This is a genomic window from Embleya sp. NBC_00888 (assembly GCF_045207655.1).
GTDB lineage: Bacteria > Actinomycetota > Actinomycetes > Streptomycetales > Streptomycetaceae > Embleya.
The window spans coordinates 824,485-845,468 of record NZ_CP108785.1 but is presented as its reverse complement, the minus strand read 5'-3'; the positions used below and the strand labels follow the sequence as shown (position 1 = coordinate 845,468).

The window sequence follows — 20,984 nt, the reverse complement described above, 5'->3', positions numbered from 1 at the left end:
ACCGCGACCGTCGCGTGCGTGCGGCACGGCGTCGGGCCGATCACCGGCTGGGACGTCGAGGCCGAACACCGCCTCGAGTGCCGCCGCATCACCGCCGACGCGGTCTGCCGCCTCGTCACCCCGGACACCCAGGAGCCGACTCGGGGGTGCGGATGGTCGAACTCGACCGTGCCAGCATGCTGTTGCACCGCCGCGCCACCAGGATCGACACCTGGACCCGCAGGCCCGATCACCGTGCCCACGAAGGCCCACCCCACCTCACCGGCTCCACCCGCGCCGCGTGGCGCGAGCAGCGCCCGGGCCGGGGCTGCCCACCGCTGTGGGTGGTGACCACCGGTGCCGACCCCCACCACGAGGACCGCTGCGCCCGATCGGGTGAACCGCAGCGGCGGTGGGCGGCGCCTGACGCCGTCCGTGGCGCGGGTGCCCGAGCGTTGGATGCACGCGCACGTCACTACGCCGGGAGGCACGCCATGCGCAAGCGCACCCGTTTCCCCGTCGTTGCCGCGGCCCTGTTGCTGGGGTTCGCCGCCACGACGACCGCATTCACCGCCGACCCCGCGGCCGCCGCACGCGGCCTCGCGAAGCGCGGATCGCCGCATCACCTCTACAGCGGCCTGCACCACACAGTGCCCGCGGGCGAGACCGGAATCGGCACCGCGTCCTGTCCGCGAGGAGAAGTCGCCACCGGCGGTGGGCAGTTCAACTACGACTACGACGTCCCCGACATGGTGACGACCGGGTCGTACGGCGGCGGCGACTACTGGGTCTCGCAGGCCCACAACTACGACCTCGGCTCCCGGGGGACGGACACGTACGCGGTGGTCATCTGCTCGGCGGCACCCCACGCCGTCGTGTGGGAACCGGAGGTGCAGGGCGTCGAGCTCGGGCCGTGGCAGACCGCCGCCCACACCGTCCAGTGCCCCGGGGACCAGGTGCCGTCATCCGGTGGGCCGAGAACGTCCAACGGCGAGATCTACACGAACAATTCGTACAGGACCGGAAACGGTTGGACAGTCACGGCCACGAACACGAACGCCTCTCACTCCAACCACTTCTGGGTCAACATCATCTGCTCGACTGTCACGCACCCCGTGTTCACGGGACCGACCGAGATGGTCGCGCCCGGAAAGTCGGGATCGGCACACGCATTCTGTCCCGAGGACCAGGTCCTGACCGGCGGAGGCGCGAAGACGGGCGGCGACCGGGACATGTACGTCAGGGACACGTACCCGAGCGTGTTCGAGAACCGTCTGAACAGAGTCGACGTGCGCGCCGTGAACTACGGCGCCACGCCGCAACCCCTGACGGCGCAGGCCATGTGCACGCTCCTCTGAGCCCGGCCCTCGCCCGGACGATCGAACAGGCCGCCGGGCACCGGAGTTTCGTCGGCGGCGCCGGAACCGTGCCAGTCGTAGCGCTCGTGGTGACCGGATCTGCGACGAGCGCCCGTCCACCCGGCCGGACGTTCAGCCCAACGCGAGGCTGCCGGCTCGGACACCGTCGGAGGGCGCCCGGGCGCCCCGGCACGTTCGCCCCGGCATCTTCGTCGGCCGGGGCGGCCTCGGTCACAACCTCTCGAGCACGAACATCGCCAGAGGCGGGGTGACCTCGGGGCCCCAGTCGAAGGTGCCCAGATCCTCGCCGTCCGTTCCGACGAGGTCTCCGTCGATGGCGATACCGAACAGATAGGGGCCCTTCCGAAAGACGACGTCACCGGAGACCAGGAACGCGTCATCGGCGCCGAAGGTGCGGCGCAGGTCCTTGAAGATCGAATCGTACTTCGACGACCGAGACTTGCGTTCCGCGTAGTCGGCCGCGAGAACCGACTCGGTGTTGACGTCGAGGAGGTTGAGGTCGAGCTTTATCGGGTCCTTGACCGGATCGGAGGCCTGTCCCGTCTTCACCGCGAAGTGGCAGGTGTTGTTGTGCACGACCGGGCGGGGATCGTCCTTGTCCGCCGGTACCACTTCGCCGGTTGCGATCACCTCCGTGGCCCCGGGTACGGCCGCCTTGACCTCCGCGGCCTTCAGGAGCATGCAGGCGTCGGGCCAGGTCGACGGATCGTCGACGACCGGCGTCCAGGGGCCGGTGCGCTGCGCTTCCGGGGCGGCGGACGTGGGCGCGATGCCGCCTGGCACGGACGCTGTGGCCGAAGAGCTCGCGCCGGACGTGGGCGCGGCCAACGGCGGTGCGGGATCCGGGTCCGAGTCGTCGCCGATGACGATCACGGCGACTGTGGCGATGACGCCGACCGCCACGACGGCAGCCAGTCCGACGACCAGGCCACGCCGACCGCGCGGTGGAGGGGCGGGCGGCTGCGGCGCACCCGGATGGAACCCGGCCTGCGTCGGTTGCCAAGGCGGACCCGAATAGATCGCCGGAGGCGGAGTCGGCGGACTCTCCATGCCGGGCCGCGGCTCGCCCGGTGGTGGCGTCTCGGGCCGCGGTGGCCGTCCGGGGTAGTCGCCGGACATGGATGGACCTCCCGGGCCTGAACGAACGGTGCGCAACAACCATGATCGTTTGCGGGCACCTGGTCAAGCAGGGCGGTTCCGGGTGCGCGGAATGCGGATGAGAACGCGCAAACGGACCTTTGGAGATGGTTGAGACGACTGTCCCACCGTCCCACGACGCTGATTCGCCGGGCAGGGCTGCGTGAGGTGACACGAAGGTTCCGGATAGGGATCCACATATAGTTGTCCGGTAGGGAATCGAGCACAGCAGCCCATGGCACGTCCCAACTCGTAGGCCCCGAGTTCCGCGAGGAAGCGGTTCAACCGACGCCGAAGTCCGCTCCTCGGCCGATCGCGCAGCCCGCGCGAGAACCCGATGTGCACCGGGAGAACCTCCGAAACCGGAGTGGGGTCACCTGCGCCGGGTCGTCGTCCGCGAGGAACTCGCAGCGCTGCCCGACGAGGAACTGCGCGTGATGCATCACCACCTCCGGGACCAGGTGCGCGGACCGGTGGCCGCGATGGACCCGATCAACCGCCACCCTGAAGATCGACCCGGACGCCTTCGTCCTGGAACGCCTCAAGGACCTCGCACACTCCGAACCGGCAGGTCGGATCGGACGGACCTGGTCACGGGACAGCCGGGACCCGCAGTTGTCGGCGGCGGTCCCGGCTGCGGGGGAACCGCGTTGGAAGATCTCGGCGGACCTGGATCTGTCACATCGGTACGGGGCTGCCCGGTCTCATCTGTCGTCCGGGTGCGACAAAGTCCCCGGGAAGCAGGGAGGATCCGGCATGAAGATCGATGCGTATCAACGCCTACCTGGTGCGCTGGATCCGCCGGAAATACAAACGGCTCGCGGCCAAGCGGAAGGCCATCACCGGTGGGGCCGGGGCGGTACCGGGTTTCGGCGAGGTGGTCCGGACGAACCGCGTCGAAGCCGGTTTTGGTGATGCGTTCGGTGCCGTCCACGATGGCGGTGATCGCGGTCCGCCCGGGTTTCGTTCCGATCCGCCGACGGAGATTCGGTCCACGGCACCGCCGACACCGAGCCCCCGTCCGCCGCGAGCGCCCGACGGGCACCGATACACCACGCGCTGCCCACGCCAGGTCGTCGCGTACGAGACCGGTCTCGTCGGCGCCCGCGCGACGTGACGGGCGGATCAGTGCGCCCGGGCCAACCCGGAGCGGTAGGCGATGATCACCAACTGGACTCGATCGCGTGCGCCGAGCTTGCTCAGCAGGTGACCCACGTGCGTTTTCGTGGTGCCCTCGGTGATGTGCAGACGCCTGGCGATCTCCACGTTGGTACACCCCTCGGCGATCAGTGTGAGCACCTCGCGTTCGCGGGCGGTGACGGCGCCGAGCGGATCGGGTCCGTGCGGTGGCCGGCCCGCTCCGGTGGTCGGGCGCGCGGCGAACTCGGCGATCAGGCGGCGCGTCACGCTCGGCGCGATCAGTGCGTCGCCGGCCGCGACGACTCGGATCGCGGTGAGCAGTTCCGCCGGCGGGGTGTCCTTGAGCAGGAAGCCGCTCGCGCCGCCGCGCAGCGCGTCGTAGACGTATTCGTCCAGATCGAACGTGGTCAGGATCAGCACGCGTACCCCGGGCACTGCGGGCGGGCCGCCCGCGCCGGTGATCAATCGGGTGGCTTCCAGGCCGTCCATGTCGGGCATCCGGATGTCCATCAGGACCACGTCGGGCCGCTCCCGCCGGGCGAGGTCGACGGCGGCCGAGCCGGTGCCGGCCTCGCCGACCACAGTGAACCCGGGCGCGGCGGTCACGATCCCGCTCAGGCCCGCCCGTACCAGGGCCTGGTCGTCCGCGACCAGCACCCGCACGCTCACCGGGCCCGCCCGGCGAACGGCAGCACGGCGGCGACCCGAAAGCCCCGTTCGGGCATCGGCCCGGCGCTGAACTCGCCGCCGTAGAGCCCGACCCGCTCGCGGACCCCGGCCAGCCCGTGCCCGCCGGGCGCGATCGCCCCGCCGCGCCCCCGGTCGGTGACCTCGATCGCGAACTCGCCCTCTCGGTAGGCGACTTCCACCCGCGCAGCCCGGGTGTGCGCGTGCCGCACCACGTTGGTCAGCGCCTCCTGGACGATCCGATACGCGGACAACTCGATGCCGGCCGGCAGCTCACGGGCCTCGCCGACGACGACCAGTTCCACCCGTACGCCCGCCCCCGTGGTCTGTTCGACCAGCGACGCCAGGTCGGCCAACCCCGGGGCGGGCAGCCGATCCGCGGGCGCGCCCGCGCGCAGCACGCCGAGCAGCCCCCGCATCTCGTGGATGGTGTCACGGCTGGTGGCCTGGATCGCCGCGAGCGCGGCCCGGGCCTCCTCGGGCCGGGCGTCGAGCACGAAACCGCCGTATCCCGCCTGCACGTTCACCACCCCCAGACTGTGCGCCACCACGTCGTGCACCTCGCGGGCGATCCGCAGCCGCTCCTCCGCGAACTCGGACCGGACCACGTGGGCGTGATGCTCGCGCAGCTCGGCCGCGTATGCCCGATGCCGCCCGACCGCGTAACCCACGGCCCACGCGCAGACCGAGAACAGCACCGGCAACCACCCGTTGCGGCGCAGGTCGGCCGATCCGAACCACCACGCGCCGGCGCCGACCAGCGCCGATCCGAGCACCGCGAGCCCCGGCCGCGGCCGGCATCGCGTCGCGGCGACGTACACGACGCCCATCGACGCGAGCACCACGAACGGACCGCCCAGCACGAGCGCGATGGTCAGCCGTCCGTCGACCGCCACGACCACCAGCCAGGCGGCCAGGATCGCGCCGGCGGCCGGCAGCGGCCACACCCGGCGCGTGGCGAAGGCGAGACCGAGCACCGCGACGGCGACGAGGGCGATGCCCAGTTCGCCCGCGGACGGCTGTCGGTAGCCCCGTCCGTGCGGGTCGAAGCGGTGATACGCGTGCACCACCCGCAGCCCCGCGATCGGTGTCACGACCAGCGCCGTGACCACGTCCAGCGCCACCCAGTGACCGGGCCGCAACCTCTTGGTCAGCGGCCGCGCCGGTTCGAAGTCCATGCGGCTCAGCGTAGGTCCGCAGGTCCGCCCGGCCATCGTGCGCGAGACCTATGACCACGGTCGTACATGCTCCGGCCGGTCCATGGCCGCGGCGGGACGACGCGGGCGGGTCGGCCCGACACGGTGGAGGGCGTATCGGCGACCTGGGAGAAGAGATGATCGAAGTCCGCGGACTCACCAAGAGGTACGGCGCGACCGTGGCCGTCGAAGACCTGACGTTCACGGTCGAGCCCGGCCGGGTGACCGGCTTCCTGGGCCCCAACGGGGCGGGCAAGTCCACCACGATCCGGATGATCCTGGGCCTGGACGCCCCCAGTGCCGGCCGCGCGCTCGTCGACGGCAGGGCGTACCGCGACCTGGATCGGCCGCTGTGCGTGGTGGGTGCGCTCCTGGACGCGGGCGCCGGGCATGGCGGTCGCAGCGCGTACAACCACCTCGCGAGCGTCGCGGCGAGCAACGACATCCCGCGCCGGCGGGTCGGCGAGGTGCTGGAGCTGACCGGCCTGAGCGACGTGGCCCGGCACCGGGTCCGCACCTTCTCGCTCGGCATGCGCCAACGCCTGGGGGTCGCGTGCGCGCTGCTCGGAGACCCGGGTGTGCTGGTGTTCGACGAGCCGGTCAACGGGCTCGACCCGGACGGCATCCGCTGGATCCGCACCCTGATGCGCGACCTCGCCGCGCAGGGCCGAGCGGTGTTCGTGTCCAGCCACCTGATGAGCGAGATGGCGCTCACGGCGGATCACGTGATCGTGCTCGGCAAGGGCCGGCTGATCGTGGACACCGACATGGCCGAGTTCGTGCGGGGCAGTTCGCGGACCCACGTGCTGGTGCGCTCCCCGCATGGTGCCGAGCTCGCCCGCCTGCTCACCGCCGAGGGCGCGACCGTGGTCACCGAACCGGACGGCGGGGCACTTTCGGTGGTGGGCCCGGCCTACTCCCGGATCGGTGAGATCGCCGCCGCCCACGGCCTGGTGATCCACGAACTCGCGGTTCACGAGGCCTCGTTGGAGGAGGCGTATCTGGCGATCACGGAGGAGAGCGTCGAGTACCGGGCCGACGGCATTCCCGCGGACCTGCGACGCGACGACATCGAACACGGCGACACACGCGGCGACATCGCCGAGAGGGGCGCGCGGTCATGACGTCTGTGCGTATCTCCCGGGGCGTGCTCGCCTCGGAATGGATCAAGCTGCGCTCGATCCGGTCCACCTATCTGATGATCGGGCTCGCTGCCGTGGTGGCGTTGGGTCTCGGCGCGTTCGACTACGGCAACCTGGTCGCCGATTGGGACGGTATGACGGCCGACGAACGCGCCCGGTTCGACCCGGTCCGGTTCGGCTTCAGCGGCGGCTACTACGTCGTTGTGCTCGCGCTGGGCGCGCTCGGGGTGCTCACGACGAGCTCGGAGTACGGCTCGGGCCTGATCCGGACCACCTTCGCCGCGGTGCCCCGACGGCGTCGGGTGTTGGCGGCGAAGGTATTGGTGACCGGAGGTGTGACACTGGCGGTCGGGGAGACGATCGCGTTCGCGACATTCGTGGTGGGTCGGTCGATCCTGGCCGACAAGGACCTCGACGTCGGCCTCGGCGACCCGCACGTGCTGCGCGCGGTGGTGGCGACCGGCGCGTTCGTGGCCGTGATGGCCGTGTTGGGGTTGGCCGTGGGCGCCATTGTGCGGCATTCGGCGGGCGCGGTCACGGCGCTGTTCGGCCTGTTCTTCGTCGCGCCGATGGTGACCGCCGCGAGCGATACCGCGCGGAGTTGGACACTCCAGTCGGTGTTCCAGGCGTTGAGCACGACGACCGGCCCCGCGCAGGCCGGCCGGCCCTCGACCATGATGGCGACCGTTGTCTGCGCTGTGTATCTGGCGCTCGCCCTCGGTACGGCCGGGTGGCTGTTGGAGCGTCGGGACACGTGAGAAAGCGCCCCTGCGGGTTCGGCGCCGCGGTGGACAAGGAGATCCGCGGCTGCGCGCGCGTTGATCGACCGCGCGGCGAACGCGACCGACCGGTGTCGTAGGAGAGTTGTGCAGGTCCGCTGCACGGTGCGGCCGAGAGCGGCGTCGAGGTCGTCGGGGGGCCTCGTCGCCGCCGGCCGTGCGCACACGAACCCGCACCGGCGGCGGGAGCCGGCGGGACACCCCGTGGGCGCCCCCTCTCAGGATCCTCTCGGCTTCGAGGTGGCCGACTCGACGCAAGGGACGACCGGAAGCGGTCACCCTGAACACCACCGTCGGGGGCAGGCGACGGCCGACCGGAATCCTTTGCGCGCCGGACGGCGGTGGCGCGTACGAGTGTTCGCCCTTGCCGGCCGTCCGGCCCCGGCAAGACGTCGATGTCGATCGCGTGCTTCTCCGGTCGTTCCCTGCCTGACCGTCCCACGGCACCGATCGACACATTCACCGGGTGCAGAGGCTCCCGACCTGCGGAAAGGCCGGTGGTCATGCCCCTGACTGGTTGAACCGTCACCAGAGCCGGGCATCGAGGCAGGCGTGTGTTCACGCGTTCGCCGCAACCGCCTCCGTGGCCCGCTCGAGGAGGCGCTTTTCCTCGTCCGTCGTGAGCGGGACCTCCAGAACGCGCGGCCAGTCGGCGAGTTCGCCGTCGCGGAGCGGGCGGTGTTCGGTGGGCGCATCGGCCCGGCGCACTGTGAGCGTGGTATGGGCGACGGTGACATGCCGGTCGGGCAGCTGCTTCGTCCGGTCGGGCCGGGATATCGCATCCGGGGTGACGCGGGCGTGGCCGGTGATGCCGAGGACGGCGACTGTCTTGCTCGACCTCCGCCGGCGCTTGATCGTCCGGCGCGCCGAGTTCACCGCCGCGCCGACCGGTGGCAGGAAGAGGTACGGACGTGGGCGAAGACGGTGATCGCCGCCTGTGACGGGCGAGGACCGGGGACCGACCGGCGGTCGGAGGTGTCGACGGGCGCGGGGCGCGCGTCCAGTGGCCGGAAATGCTCGGTCGACATGGTTGGTTCGGCATGGCCGGACTTCGCGAAATGCCGAAGTGGGGCATATGGGCGTGAAATCGGGTCCGGTCAACGCGTCCGGGCGTGCGACGACGGCCAAAAAATGCCGTGTTGTGGGAAATCGTTATACCCGAGCAAGGCGGATAAAGCGGATAACTACTGCTACCCGGACAATTCTATCTTGACGTGGAGCTCTCCGTGATGGGAATCTCGGCTGCCCTCATCGAGGGTCTTTTCGGTTCCGGGCGGACGAAACGGTCTTTCGGGCGAGCGTGTCGAGGGGTCTCGGCTGCGGCTCTCGTGCCGGGTGACACGACTGACCCCCTGGGCCGCAACTTACTTCTGCCCAAGAGGTATCACCATGTCTTCGCCTTCCAAGGCAATGCGTTGGGCCACCGCACTCGCCGTGCCGCTCGTCTTGGCCGCCGGCACGGCGCCGGCCTTCGCCACCGGCGACACGTACACCGTAAACCTGCACCAGAAGCTCCCACTGACCGCCACCAGCGATGGGGTGGAGCGGGGCGAGTGCCCGAACACGATCCCCGCCGACAAGGACGGGTGGCACTTCGTGCTTCCCACGAACGGGACGGACTTCGTCAAGCTGACCGTGACGTTCCAGCCGGGCGGCCCGCAGGTGATAACCACCTTCGGACCTCCCAGCGACAAGCACGCGTACGTGGCGTCGCCGGCCGGGGCCACGCTGACCTCCGCGGTCGCCCAGGTCAAGGGTGGCGAGGTGAAGTGGTTCAACCTGTCGCACGCCTGCCCGGCCAAGCCGCCGACAACGCCGCCGACCACCAAGCCCCCGACGACCAGCCCGCCGACCACCGCGCCGCCGACCAGCGCGGTTCCCTCGACCAGCAAGCCGCCGGTCGACGGCACGAAGACCCCCGCGCCCGTCACCTCGTCGGCCGGTACCGGTAGTCCTTCGTCGTCCGCGTCGCCGACCGCCTCGGACTCGGTCGCCCCGACGACCTCGAAGCCCGCGACGACCGGAGGCGGCGGCAAGTCGCTCGCGCAGACCGGCACGGTCGCGGTGGGCGGACTCCTCGTCACCGCCGCGATCCTGGTCGGCGGCGGCATCCTGTTGCGCAGGCGCCGGGGCAACCACGCCGCCTGACGGTCCGAACCGGGCCCGACCGTGTACGGCGGACCCTGTCGATCGTCCCGTCCCGCCGAGCCGATGCTCGGCGGGACGGGACGACGACACACCGATCACGAGGATTCGTGAAGAGGATTCGCCCGAACTACCGTGCCTGCCGCCGCTCTCGTCGATGACAGAGCGCGGGCGCAGGCCGGGAGCGGGTCGCCCCGGCCTGCGCCCGTGCGTCAGGCCACCGTGCCGGCGACTCCGGTGCGGCCGTCGGGGACGCCGACGATGGTCACGATGACCTGCTTGCGGACGGCCTCGCCGAGCACGCCGGCCAGTGCGTCGGTGGTGGTGGCGACCAGGCGGGCGGGAGCGTCCGCGACCTGGGGCAGGTGATAGGCGGCCTCGCGCATGCTGAGGGTGACAAGGGGTGCATCGTTGTCGGTCGGTTTGCCGCCGATGCCCCGGCGGTGCTGCGGGATGCCGATCAGGTCGACCCCGACGAGGCGGCTGAACTCCTCGCCGTAGACGGCACCGACCGCGTCGGTCAGGGCGCTGATCAACTTCGGTTCCACCATCCCGTCGAGGGTTTCTTCGCGGATGTGCACGCTGAAGTGCGGCATGGGTGGCAACTCCGTTCGGGCCGGTACGTACGATGAAGCTTGCTTTGCAAGCAACATATCTTTGACAGCAAAGATAAACGTGGAGGGGCGTGCGATGTCAAGGCCCGAGTCGCGCTATGCCGCGGAGGGCGGCGGCGACGGGGTCGACGACGCCGTACGAGCCCTGCTGCTGCTCATGCCCCGGATGGTGGGCCGGGTCAAGAAGATCCCCGTGCCCGAGGTGCTGCAGTCCTTCGCCCTGGCGCCGCGCCACCTCTCGCTGCTCTCCTACCTGCTCTTCGACGGGCCGATGACCGTGAACGAGTTGGCGGCCCGACTACAGGTCGCGCCGACGACGGTGAGCCTGCTGGTGGGCGACCTGAGCCGGAAGGGAATCCTGGAACGGCGCGAGGACGAGGCGGACCGGCGTCGTCGGATCATCGGCATTGCGGACGACCAACAACCCGCGATCACTGCCTGGCTCGCCCCGGGCGCGACCGCGTGGCGCAAGGCGCTGGCCCCCCTGACGCCGGATCAGCAGCAACTGTTCGTCGATACTTTGCTCGCGTACGAAGCCGCGGTCGGCGGCGAGGAACAAGGCTGAGCCCACAGGCATCACACCGCCCGCAGGCAGCGATGAGGGCCTCGACGACGGGCGTTTTGGAGCAGCAGCTCGCCCGGATCGCGTCCCAAGCGGCCCAGGCTCTGCGACAGATCACCGCTCCGCAGTCGTGGGACCGACCGGCAGCGCAAGTCTCGGGCGTGCAAGTCTTGACTCCGGGCGACCCGCCCGTGCGGCGGCCCGCCGTTGATGACGGCATTCCGGAGGGTTGCCCGCACTGCCGAAGGTCGAGCGCGCTCATCCTCACATCGCGTGCCACCCCGACTGCATCTCTGGTTTGGGGCTTTGCAGGGGCCACACCGGGTTCAACCGGGCGATTGAGTAGGGTGCGGTCGAATCGGGAGGCGGGCCACGCAGTCCATGGCGATTCGGGTTCAGGGGCGTCAGGGTGAAGCAGTGCTCGGACGCAGCGTTGCAGTCCCGCGTCACGCCCGTAGTCGACCGCGCGCATCCACGGCAGTGGCGCCATCAGCCGGGCCGTGGCTTCGGTGGCGCACTCGTCCACGACGGTGCGCAGCTCGTCCGGTACGGCCGCGTCGGTCAGGCACAGCCACCCCAGTGCGGCGCTCACCCGCATTTCGCGCGGTGCCTCGGGGTCGGACCACAGCGTCCGGGGCCAGGCCTCGCAGTCGGCGTCGCCGTGTTCGCGGGCCAGTTGCGCGGCGGCGAGGACCAGGCCGCCGCGCACGGCCGCGAAACGCGCCGCCGCCCCGTCCACGCCGGCACCGCATGCGTGCGCCGTGTGCCGGACTGCCCTCGCACCGGCACCGTCGGGTGCCGCCGCGCCCGACGCACTTCCTGAGAAGGGCGTTGTCATTGCCGGAACGGAAGCACGGATCGAGTGCCACCTGCGGCAGGACCAGCGGTCCCGCGGCGAACGAGTCACCGAGTGCCGCGCAAGGACGGCAGCGCCACCGCGCGCTGCCAACGGCCGAACGATCTTTCGCCGGCCCTCCGGTAGTCGACCGCGTCGTCGACCGGCGGGGATCGGTATGTCCACGACCGGGCGGGTCCGGTCGATCGCGCAGGGTGCGTCTCGGCCTCAGGACAGTTTCGCTTCGGGGGCGAAGGCGGGCAGCTTCTCGAGACTGCTGCGCACGGCCTCGGCGCCGTACTCGAACATCTGCCGCTCGTAGTCGTCGACCGCGCCGAGCAGATCCCGGCGGCCTTCGTTGGCCTCGATCAGGCAGCGGCGCAGCAGGTCGGCATCGCGCAGCGCGGTGTTCGCGCCGTTGCCGCCGGTCGGGGAGGTGGCGTGGATCGCGTCGCCGAGCAGCGTGACCGGGCCGGACGCCCAGCGCTCACCGGGCTTGACCACCCGGATGGACAGCAGCGTGCTGTTGTCCGGGTCGGCCTGCTCGATCAGCGCGCGCAACTCCGGGTGCCAGCCTTCCATCCTGGACAGCACGGCGTCCTGCGCGGTCAGGTCCGCCGGCGAGCCGTTCGGCGGCAGGATCATGGCCCAGCGCACGTAGTCGCCGATGTCGGGCAGCGTGACTTCGGGGGCCAGTTGCTCGGCGGCCTGCTTCGGCGGGGTACGGAAGCGCATCGCGCCGAGCAGCAGGCCGACGCCGTCACCCGCGATCTTCGAGCCGTAGGCCTTGGACAGGCCGGCGAACTCGTCGGTCAGCGGGGTGCGGCCGATGACGAACCGGACGCCGGTGTCGGTCGGGGTGGTCTGCGGCGACAACACCCGGCGGACCGCGGAGGTGACGCCGTCCGCGCCGACGAGCAGGTCGGCGGTGGCCGGGTCGCGGTGGGCGAACCGGGCTCGGACCTTGCCGTCGGCCGACACGTCGTAGCCGGTCAGGGCGGCATCGGTGTGCACGGTGAGGCCGGTCAGCAACAGGTGTCGCAGCACCTGCCGGTCGACCACGATGCCGGTCCGGCCCGCGCCGAGCCTGCCGATCTCGTTCAGCTGCGGGTCCAGGATCAGCTGTTCGGCGGAGGCGTCCATGGCGATCTCGTCCAGCAGTGGGTGCCAGCGTGTGGGCAGGCAGTCGCGTACCGCCTGGAAACCGATCGGGTTCAGCACGAGCCGGTAGCCCTGGAACCGTGCGACGATCCCCGGGTCGCGCTCGAACACGTCGGCCTCGATCCCGGCACCACGCAGACCCTGCGCGAGAGCCAGACCTCCCAGACCGGCTCCGACAACGGAAACTCGCATCACACACCTCCGGAACATCGACACGAACTTAGTTCGTTGCTGTGACGAACTAAGTTCTACTCAACGAACTTAGATCGTGTCAAGTTATAGTGGCCGGCATGTCCGCCGATCCCCGCCAACGCCGCGCAGCCCGCCATGCCCAACCCGCGGCCGAGGCGGCACCGCGCAAGAAGCCGATCACCGTCGAACGGATCACCGACGCCGCCCTGGAAGTCGTCGCCACCGAGGGGTATGACGCGCTGACCATCCGCCGGGTCGCCGCCGTACTCGGCACTGGCCCGTCGTCGCTGTACGCGCACATCGTCAACAAGGACGACATCGACGATCTGCTGATCGGCAGGCTCTACGCCGAGGTCGTGCTCCCCGAGCCGGACCCGAGCGCCTGGCGCGAGCAGCTACTCGGGGTGTACACGCAGATCCGCGACCTGTACCTGAGATACCCCGGAATCTCGCGCGCCGCGCTGGCCATGGTGTCGACCAACCCGGAAATGCTGCGGGTCGGCGAAGGAATCCTGGCGATCCTGCTCGCGGGCGGCATCGAACCGAGGACGGCCGGATGGGCCCGCGACGCGCTGTCCCTCTACGTCAGCGCCTACGCACTGGAGCAGTCGCTGGTCCAGCAGCGGCGCCGGCACCAGGATCAGGAATGGGTACTCGGCCACGAGGAGTTGTTGGACCGCTTCACCGCACTGCCTGCCGAGAAATTCCCGCATACTCGACGCCATGCCGCCGAGCTGATCTCCGGTACCGGACACGACCGCTTCGAGTTCGCCCTCGGCCTGCTCATGAACAATCTGCGGCCCGCATCCGGTTGACCTGCGGCGTGCGGTGGCCACCTGGCGCCGAGACGATCACAGGTCGCATCATCATGAGGCGCGCGCCGGTGGTCGGTGGAACCGGCAGGCTCCCGGGTGTCGCCGGTCTCCTCGGCGGCCGGACCAGGTCGACGGATGACCTCGTCCGCCCGGGCGGACGTACCTCGGGATGCCGCACAGTGGGCCAATAATTATTCCTGGTTTTGACCAAATAAGTGGCCGATGGCCATCATGGCTCGGTGAGTATCTCTACGACCCGCCGTGCGAGGGCGGGCTATGAAGACCTGGTCCTTGCGGAACTGCGCCGTTCCGGCGCCCTCAGCCGCGCGGAACTGTGCCGGCGCACGGGACTGCCGAAGACCACGATGTTCGGCGTCGTCGCCGAACTCCTGGAACGCGGCGCGATGATCGAGCAGGAGGCCGCCGGGTCGGCCGGGCGCGGGCGCGGCCGGCCCGCGGCGCTGGTGGCCCTCAATCCCTCGGCGGGGCTGTACGTGGGCGTCGACGTGGGCCGCCGTCGGGTGCGTCTGGTCATCGCGAACGCCTCCCACGAGGTCGTCGCGACCGGTCTCGCGGACATCGCCGAGGACGCGGTCCCCGAGGTGACGGCGGACACCGTGGTGACACTGGTCCGCGCCGTCGCCGAACGCGGCGGGATCGGGCTGTCCGGGCTCACCGCGGTGGGAATCGGGGTGGTCGGCGTCCTGGGCGGCGCGTCGTCCTCGACGCCGGTCGAGGGGGTGCGCCGGCTGGTTGGCGAGGAGTTGGGCGTCGCGGTTTCGATCGGAAACAACTCGCGGATGGCCGCGCTGGCCGAGGCGACATGGGGCGCGGGACGGCAGGTCGACGACCTGGTCTACGTCCGTTGGTCCACGGGGATCGGCGGGGGCTTCGTGGTGGGCGGTCGCGCCGTGACGGGCGCACGCGGCGGGGCGGGGGAGATCGGTCACGTGAGCGTGGACCCCAACGGCGCGTCGTGTCACTGCGGTGGCCGGGGCTGTCTGGAGGGACTGATCGGCGGGGCCGCGCTGCTGGACGCGTGTGCCGCGCGCGGGCTGGCACTGGCGGATCTCGACGCGCTGGTCACCGCGGCCCAGGACCTGTCGCCGGTGGCGTGCCGGGTGGTCGACGCGGCGGCTGCCAGGCTTGGCCGGGTGTTGGCGGGCGTGGTCGTGCAGCTCGACCCCCAGCGCATCGTGGTGGGTGGCGAGTTGGCGCAGCTGGGCTCGCTCGTTCTCGATCCGGTGCGGGAGGCGATAAACCGGCTCGCGCTGCCTCGGGTGGCATGGCCGGTCGACGTGGTCCAGGCCGACCTCGGGGTCAACGCCGCCGCCCTCGGCGCCCTCGCTCTGCTGCTGCGCGAGGACGAGCAGCCTGCCTGAGGGTCGGCATGGGTGGCCCGTTTTTCCGGATGAGGAACTAAAAGAGTCAGGTCACCGCCAGTAAGCGCATGATCTGTTGCGGTTTTCCCTTCTGTTCACCTCTTGCGCGGCGGACGTGGGCGTTATTACGATCCATTTCCGGAATAAATAAGCCGGGCCCGGCAACGGGACCGCCCGATCGGCCGTGCCCGGCCGCCCGCTCTCCACCCGCCGCCCCCGGCGGCACCGTCGCGCCCCGATCCCGCCACGATCCCGGCCCGGTGCCGCCGCTCCCAGCAGAAGGCGCGATCGTCGTATGCCAGTTCGCAACGTCCTGTTCCTGATGACCGATCAACACCGGACCGACACGCTGGGCTGCTATGGCAACCCGGTGGTCGACACCCCGGCGCTCGACTCGCTCGCCGCCGACGGCACCCGATTCGACCGCTTCTACACCCCCACGGCCATCTGCACGCCGGCCCGCGCGTCGCTGTTCACGGGCCAGTACCCCTTCCGGCACGGGCTCCTCGTCAACCCGGAACGCAACGGCGGCGCCCGCGACGAACTCGACGACGCGAGCCCGGTGTCGGCCCGCCCGCTGCTGGAGCGCGGCTACCGGATGGGGCACGTCGGCAAGTGGCACATCGGCCGCAACCGCGGGCCCGAGCACCACGGCATCGACGGTGAGCACCTCACCGGCGCGCTCAACCCCGTACACCACCCGTCGTACCTGGCGTGGCTGGAGCAGAACGGGTACCCGGGCTTCTCGGTCAAGGACCCGATCTTCGGCAAGGCCGAGAACGGCACCGGACGCGGCCACCTGATCGCCGGCCGCCTCCAGCAGCCCGCCGAGGCGACGATGGAGGCCTTCCTCACCGACCGCACCCTCGAACTCCTCGACCGATACGCGGCGGGCAACCGCGAGGACGGCCGGCCGTTCATGTTGTCCTGCCACTGGTTCGGGCCGCACCTGCCCTACCTGATCCCGGACGAGTACTACGACATGTACGACCCGGACTCCGTCCCGCTGCCCGGGTCGATGGCGGAGACCTTCGCCGGCAAGCCCGAGGTACAGCGTCGGTACAGCGAGTACTGGTCCGTGGACCACTTCGACGCGGACCAGTGGCGCAAGCTGATCGCCGTCTACTGGGGCTACGTGACGATGATCGACCGCCAGGTCGGTCGGCTCCTCGACGCGCTCAAGGCACACGGCCTGTGGGAGGACACCGCGGTGTTCTTCACCGCCGACCACGGCGAGTTCACCGGCGCCCACCGGCTCAACGACAAGGGGCCGGCGATGTACGAGGACATCTACCGGATTCCCGGCATCGCCCGGGTACCCGGCCGACCGGCGCAGGTGCGGGACGACTTCGCCACGCTGATCGACCTGTTCCCGACGATCCTCGACATCGCCGGCGCGCCGGTGCCCGAGCCGTGTGACGGCCGCAGTCTCCTCCCGCTGCTGTCCGGCGAGCCGTCCGACGGCACCCGCGAGCAGGTCGTGGCCGAATTCCACGGCCACCACTTCCCCCACTCCCAGCGGATGATCCGCGACCGGCGGCACAAGCTCGTCTACAACCCCGAGAGCGTGCACGAGTTGTACGACCTCGAGACGGACCCACACGAGCTGCACAACGTCTACCAGGCACCCGCCTACGCGGGCGTACGCCGCGACCTCACCGTGCGGCTCTACCGCGAACTGCTCCGGCGCGAGGACCCCGCCTACACCTGGATGAGCTACATGTCCGACATCGGCGGCGACCGTGCGCCCGATGTCGACGGCGTCGCGGATGAGGTGGCATGAGCCAGGACACCAAACCGGCCCGCCCCGGCGGCACATCGGCCGGCACCGCCGAAGCGCCCGCCGCACCGGACGCCGCCGCAAAGACACCCGCCGGCCGCCGCATACCCCTGCCCAAGCCCTCCTCCGTCCTGCTGTCCCTGTGCTCGGCGGCGCTCGGCCTGCTGGTCTGGATCGGCCTGACCAAGAGCGGCATCGAGGACCTCCCCGGACCATGGGCGGTCGCCAAGCGCGGGGCCGAACTCGTCGAGGACGGCACGCTCTTCGACGACATGGGCGCCAGCCTGCGCCGGGTCCTCACCGGATACCTGCTCGGTGTGGCGCTCGCGATCCCGGTCGGCTTCGCGATGGGCTGGTATCCGGTCGTGCGCCGGCTGATCGACCCGTGGATCCAGTTCTTCCGCATGGTGCCCCCGCTGGCGATCATCCCGCTCGCGATCCTGACCATGGGCATCGACGAGAAGCCCAAGATCTTCGTGATCTTCCTGGCCGCGTTCCTGTCGTCCGTGGTCTCCACCTACCAGGGCGTCGTGTCGGTCGACTCGACCCTCGTCAACGCCGCACGCGTATTGGGCGCCAAGGACCGGCAGGTCTTCATCGGCGTCGTCGTGCCCGCCTCCACGCCGTTCATCCTCGTCGGCATGCGCATCGGCCTCGGAGCCTCATGGGCCACCGTCGTCGCCGCCGAGCTGATCGCCGCGCAGAGCGGACTGGGCTTTCGCATGCAACAGGCGCAGCTCTACTACGACCTGCCCACCATCTTCGTCCAGCTCATCGCCATCGGGACGATCGGACTCGTCATGGACCGGCTGCTGCTGCTCGCCGAGCGGCGGCTCACCGGCTGGCAGGAAAGAAGGTAGCCGGATGCCCACCATCTCCTTCACCGGGGTGTCGCGCGACTTCGCGCTCAAGACCGGCGAGTTCCACGCCCTCGATCGGGTGAGCCTGGACATCCACGACGGCGAGTTCATCACCGTCGTCGGCCCGTCCGGCTGCGGCAAGAGCACACTCATGAACATCGCCGCCGGACTGCTGGACGCCACCGGAGGCACCGTCACCGTCGACGGCGAACCCGTGCACGGGCCGAGCCCCGAACGCGGTGTCATCTTCCAGCAGTACGCGCTGTTCCCCTGGATGACGGTGCGCAAGAACGTCGAGTTCGGCCTCAGGATCGCCGGGGTCGGCAGGCGCGAACGGGCAAAGACCGCAGGACGGATCATCGACCTGGTCGGACTCGGCGACTTCGCCGACGCGCTGCCCAAGACGCTGTCCGGCGGCATGAAACAGCGCTGCGCCATCGCCCGCGCCTACGCCGTCGACCCCAAGGTCCTGCTCATGGACGAGCCCTTCGGGGCGCTCGACGCGCTCACCCGGGTACAGATGCAGGACTCGCTCCTGGAGACCTGGAGCCGGGACCGGCGCACCGTCATGTTCATCACGCACGACGTCGACGAGGCGGTATACCTCGCCAACCGGGTCGTGGTGATGGCCGCCCGTCCGGGGCGGATCCACCGTGTCATCCCCGTCGACCTGCCCTATCCGCGGACCGAGGAGATGCGTCTGTCCGGCGAATTCGCGGAGCTGCGGCGCGAGGTCTGGAACGCGGTCTACCACCAGCCCGCAAGCTCCGAAAGGACCACCCCGTGAAGCGCAAGCTCGCCGGCCTGTGCGCCGCAACCGCCTTGATCCTCGCCTCGGTGACCGCGTGCGGAGACGACGACTCGTCCTCGGGCGGCCGCAAGGTCACGTTCGGATACATCGGCGACTACAGCGGCTCGGCCGCCCTCGCCGTCGCCGCGAAGCAGGACCTGTGGAGCAAGCAGGGCCTCAAGCCCGACCTGAAGGTCTTCACCAACGGACCGCTCCAGGTGCAGGCGCTCGGCACCAAGAACCTGGACTTCGGCTACCTCGGCCCCGGCGCGCTGTGGCTGCCGGCCACCGGCAAGGCGAAGATTGTCTCGGTCAACATGCTGGGCCAGGCCGACCGGATCATCGCGCGTCCCGGCTCCGGTATCACCAAGCCCGCTGATCTGAAGGGCAAGAAGATCGCCGTCCCGGCGGGCACCTCCGGTGACATGATCCTCAACCTCGCCCTGCGGGAGGCCGGCCTGAAACCGTCCGACGTCTCGGTGGTCCCCATGGACCCGAGCACCGTCGTCACCGCGTTCGGCTCGAACTCGGTCGACGCCGCGGCCATCTGGTACCCGCTGATCGACAACATCAAAAAGCGCGTGCCCGACCTCGTCGAGGTGACCCGAACCGAGGACTTCTATCCCCGCCTGACCTTCCCCAACGTGTTCGTGACACAGCCCGAACTCGCGTCGAAGGATCCCGAGTTGGTCCGCAAGGTCACAGCCGTGCTGCGCGCGGCCAACGATTGGATCGTGGCCAATCCGGCCGAGTCCGAGAAGGTCACGGCCGACTTCCTCAAGCTCCCGGCCGCACAATTGGCCGGCTCGACCAAGTACGTCAAGCTGCTGCCGTCGGCGGAGCTGACGAAGCTCACCCAGGACGGCACCGTGAACGGCTGGTTCGACAACCTCGCCGACATCTTCGTGCAGATGGACAAGATACCCAAGCGCGACGCCGCCAAGGACTACTACCTCGGTGACCTGTACGCCGGGGCCGGGGGTGTGCCGAAGCAGTGAACCCAGGGCCCGGTCGTCCCACCCGACATGGCGGTAGGGACGACCGGGCCCGTCCCTCCCGGACTCGGCCGCGCCCGGCCGCCGCGGGGCGCCACGGCGCCACTGCGCCACTCCAGAGGTGAGACATGTTCTTGAACCGGCAGGAAACCGGCCCCGTCGTCGACGCCGCCCTCGGGTCCGGGGCCGGAGACGGCTCCACGTTGGCGATCGGGCCAGGACACACCGGTGCCTGCTGCGGTCCGCGCCGTCCGGCGCCCGACGCGCCCACCGAGCCCGCCGCTCCCGCGTCATCCGGGCCGCGGCGCCGTGCCGCCGCCCCGTCCCTGCGGGGTATGGTGCGCGTTCCCGAAGGCCCGTTCCTCATGGGCGGCGACGACGCCGACGCGTTCCCCGCCGACGGCGAGGGCCCGGTCCGCGAGGTTCACGTGCCCGCCTTCCACATCGACGCGACCACCGTGTCCAACGCGCGCTTCGCGACGTTCACCAAGGCGACCGGGTACCGGACCGACGCGGAACGCATCGGCTGGTCATACGTGTTCGACGGGTTCGTCCACCCGCGGGCCCGGGCACACGTCCTGGCCGGCATCGTGCCCGGCGCCCCTTGGTGGCGTCCGGTCGCCGGGGCGGGCTGGCGCACCCCCGAGGGACCCGGATCCGGCATCGGCGACCGGCCGAACCACCCCGTCACACACATCTCCTGGAACGACGCCGCCGCCTACGCGGAGTGGGCCGGAAAGCGCCTGCCCACCGAGGCCGAGTGGGAGAAGGCCGCCCGCGGTGGACTGGTCCGCAAGCGCTTCCCCTGGGGCGACGAACTCGCCCCGCGCGGGCGGCCGCGCTGCAACATCTGGCAGGGCGACTTCCCGCACCGCGACCCCGCGACGCGGGGACGTCCCGCGACAGTGCCCGTCGACGCCTTCGCACCCAACGGTTTCGGCTTGTACAACGTCGCGGGAAACGTCTGGGAATGGTGCGCGGACCGGTACAGCGCCGACTGGCACGCGCCACGAACCCCGGTCACTCGCGTCGACCCCCAGGGCCCGCCCACCGGCGATACCCACGTCATGCGCGGCGGCTCCCACATGTGCCACGCGTCCTACTGCAATCGCTACCGGGTCGCCGCCCGCAGCTCCAACACACCGGACAGCTCCGCCGGCCACGTGGGCTTCCGCTGCGCGGCGTCCGCCTGACAAGCCGCAAGAGGCGTGCGCGGGTGCGCCGGCACGCGTGGAGCCTGTTGCGTCCACGGCCGGGCGGCTTCCCTGGCCGACAGTGGCGGGCAAGCGGCCGACCGGGTGGACCCGGACATCCGTCGCGATCCCGTCGGCCCGGTACCGGGACCGCTCCGCGTCGTACGGGCGGCTCGTACCCGTGCACGGCAATCGGTACCGCAACGCGGGCCCGGACCCCG

The 20,984-nt window shown here is 70.5% G+C and carries 18 protein-coding genes; 12 read left to right on the top strand and 6 right to left on the bottom strand.

Features of this window, described 5'->3' with window-relative positions; genetic code table 11:
- Nucleotides 1–176: 176 nt before the first annotated feature.
- A complete protein-coding gene (locus OG948_RS37880; protein WP_331769515.1) occupies nt 177–1,337 on the top strand; it encodes a hypothetical protein in 1,161 nt (386 codons plus the stop codon).
- A 231-nt stretch (nt 1,338–1,568) separates the two neighbouring features.
- Here OG948_RS37880 and OG948_RS37875 read toward each other — a convergent pair whose 3' ends face one another.
- The 3 genes from OG948_RS37875 to OG948_RS37865 all read right to left on the bottom strand — a co-directional run bounded on the left by OG948_RS37875 (nt 1,569) and on the right by OG948_RS37865 (nt 5,500).
- A complete protein-coding gene (locus OG948_RS37875) occupies nt 1,569–2,231 on the bottom strand; it encodes a hypothetical protein (protein ID WP_406300516.1) in 663 nt (220 codons plus the stop codon).
- A gap of 1,389 nt (nt 2,232–3,620) precedes the next feature.
- Nucleotides 3,621–4,304: a response regulator transcription factor gene (locus tag OG948_RS37870; protein ID WP_331769513.1), complete on the bottom strand. Its 684-nt coding sequence runs from the start codon at nt 4,302–4,304 to the stop codon at nt 3,621–3,623.
- Nucleotides 4,301–5,500 carry a sensor histidine kinase gene (locus tag OG948_RS37865; RefSeq protein ID WP_331769512.1) on the bottom strand — a complete coding sequence of 400 codons (1,200 nt, stop codon included), beginning with the start codon at nt 5,498–5,500 and terminating at the stop codon, nt 4,301–4,303. The genes OG948_RS37870 and OG948_RS37865 overlap by 4 nt, the downstream gene beginning before the upstream one ends.
- Before the next feature lie 155 nt (nt 5,501–5,655).
- Between OG948_RS37865 and OG948_RS37860 the strand changes: the two genes are divergently transcribed.
- Complete coding sequence (locus tag OG948_RS37860) at nt 5,656–6,642, top strand: ATP-binding cassette domain-containing protein (RefSeq protein ID WP_331769511.1); 987 nt, start codon at nt 5,656–5,658, stop codon at nt 6,640–6,642.
- Nucleotides 6,639–7,418, top strand: coding sequence for an ABC transporter permease (locus tag OG948_RS37855; RefSeq protein ID WP_331769510.1), 780 nt, complete (start codon nt 6,639–6,641; stop codon nt 7,416–7,418). Before OG948_RS37860 ends, OG948_RS37855 begins: the two co-directional genes overlap by 4 nt.
- 579 nt (nt 7,419–7,997) lie before the next feature.
- Here OG948_RS37855 and OG948_RS37850 read toward each other — a convergent pair.
- On the bottom strand, nt 7,998–8,315 hold the full coding sequence (locus tag OG948_RS37850; protein WP_331769509.1) for a hypothetical protein: 318 nt from the start codon (nt 8,313–8,315) through the stop codon (nt 7,998–8,000).
- A 513-nt stretch (nt 8,316–8,828) separates the two neighbouring features.
- On the opposite strand from OG948_RS37850, the gene OG948_RS37845 reads away from it, so the two are divergent.
- Entirely contained in the window at nt 8,829–9,587 is a 759-nt protein-coding gene (locus OG948_RS37845) for an LPXTG cell wall anchor domain-containing protein (protein ID WP_331769508.1), read from the top strand.
- 209 nt (nt 9,588–9,796) lie between these two features.
- On the opposite strand, the gene OG948_RS37840 is transcribed toward OG948_RS37845, so the two are convergent.
- On the bottom strand, nt 9,797–10,180 hold the full coding sequence (locus tag OG948_RS37840; RefSeq protein WP_331769507.1) for a hypothetical protein: 384 nt from the start codon (nt 10,178–10,180) through the stop codon (nt 9,797–9,799).
- 94 nt (nt 10,181–10,274) lie between these two features.
- Here OG948_RS37840 and OG948_RS37835 point away from each other — a divergent pair, with 94 nt between their 5' ends.
- The gene (locus OG948_RS37835) at nt 10,275–10,763 is read left to right on the top strand and encodes a MarR family winged helix-turn-helix transcriptional regulator (protein WP_331769506.1); all 489 of its coding nucleotides are present in this window, start codon (nt 10,275–10,277) and stop codon (nt 10,761–10,763) included.
- 1,060 nt (nt 10,764–11,823) lie between these two features.
- On the opposite strand, the gene OG948_RS37830 is transcribed toward OG948_RS37835, so the two are convergent.
- Nucleotides 11,824–12,948, bottom strand: a complete 1,125-nt coding sequence (locus OG948_RS37830) for an FAD-dependent monooxygenase (protein WP_331769505.1) — start codon at nt 12,946–12,948, stop codon at nt 11,824–11,826.
- Nucleotides 12,949–13,046: 98 nt separating this feature from the next.
- Between OG948_RS37830 and OG948_RS37825 the strand changes: the two genes are divergently transcribed.
- From OG948_RS37825 to OG948_RS37795, 7 genes are all read left to right on the top strand, one after another.
- Nucleotides 13,047–13,763 carry a TetR/AcrR family transcriptional regulator gene (locus OG948_RS37825; RefSeq protein ID WP_331769504.1) on the top strand — a complete coding sequence of 239 codons (717 nt, stop codon included), beginning with the start codon at nt 13,047–13,049 and terminating at the stop codon, nt 13,761–13,763.
- 239 nt (nt 13,764–14,002) lie between these two features.
- Entirely contained in the window at nt 14,003–15,145 is a 1,143-nt protein-coding gene (locus OG948_RS37820) for an ROK family transcriptional regulator (protein ID WP_331769503.1), read from the top strand.
- Nucleotides 15,146–15,440: 295 nt separating this feature from the next.
- On the top strand, nt 15,441–16,928 hold the full coding sequence (locus OG948_RS37815) for a sulfatase-like hydrolase/transferase (protein WP_331769502.1): 1,488 nt from the start codon (nt 15,441–15,443) through the stop codon (nt 16,926–16,928).
- Complete coding sequence (locus OG948_RS37810; RefSeq protein ID WP_331769501.1) at nt 16,925–17,785, top strand: ABC transporter permease; 861 nt, start codon at nt 16,925–16,927, stop codon at nt 17,783–17,785. Before OG948_RS37815 ends, OG948_RS37810 begins: the two co-directional genes overlap by 4 nt.
- A gap of 4 nt (nt 17,786–17,789) precedes the next feature.
- Nucleotides 17,790–18,572: an ABC transporter ATP-binding protein gene (locus OG948_RS37805; protein ID WP_331769500.1), complete on the top strand. Its 783-nt coding sequence runs from the start codon at nt 17,790–17,792 to the stop codon at nt 18,570–18,572.
- Nucleotides 18,569–19,573 (top strand): aliphatic sulfonate ABC transporter substrate-binding protein, encoded by a 1,005-nt coding sequence (locus OG948_RS37800; RefSeq protein ID WP_331769499.1) that lies wholly within the window; start codon nt 18,569–18,571, stop codon nt 19,571–19,573. The genes OG948_RS37805 and OG948_RS37800 overlap by 4 nt, the downstream gene beginning before the upstream one ends.
- A 332-nt stretch (nt 19,574–19,905) precedes the next feature.
- Nucleotides 19,906–20,763: a formylglycine-generating enzyme family protein gene (locus OG948_RS37795; protein WP_406300515.1), complete on the top strand. Its 858-nt coding sequence runs from the start codon at nt 19,906–19,908 to the stop codon at nt 20,761–20,763.
- The last annotated feature ends 221 nt before the right edge of the window (nt 20,764–20,984 follow it).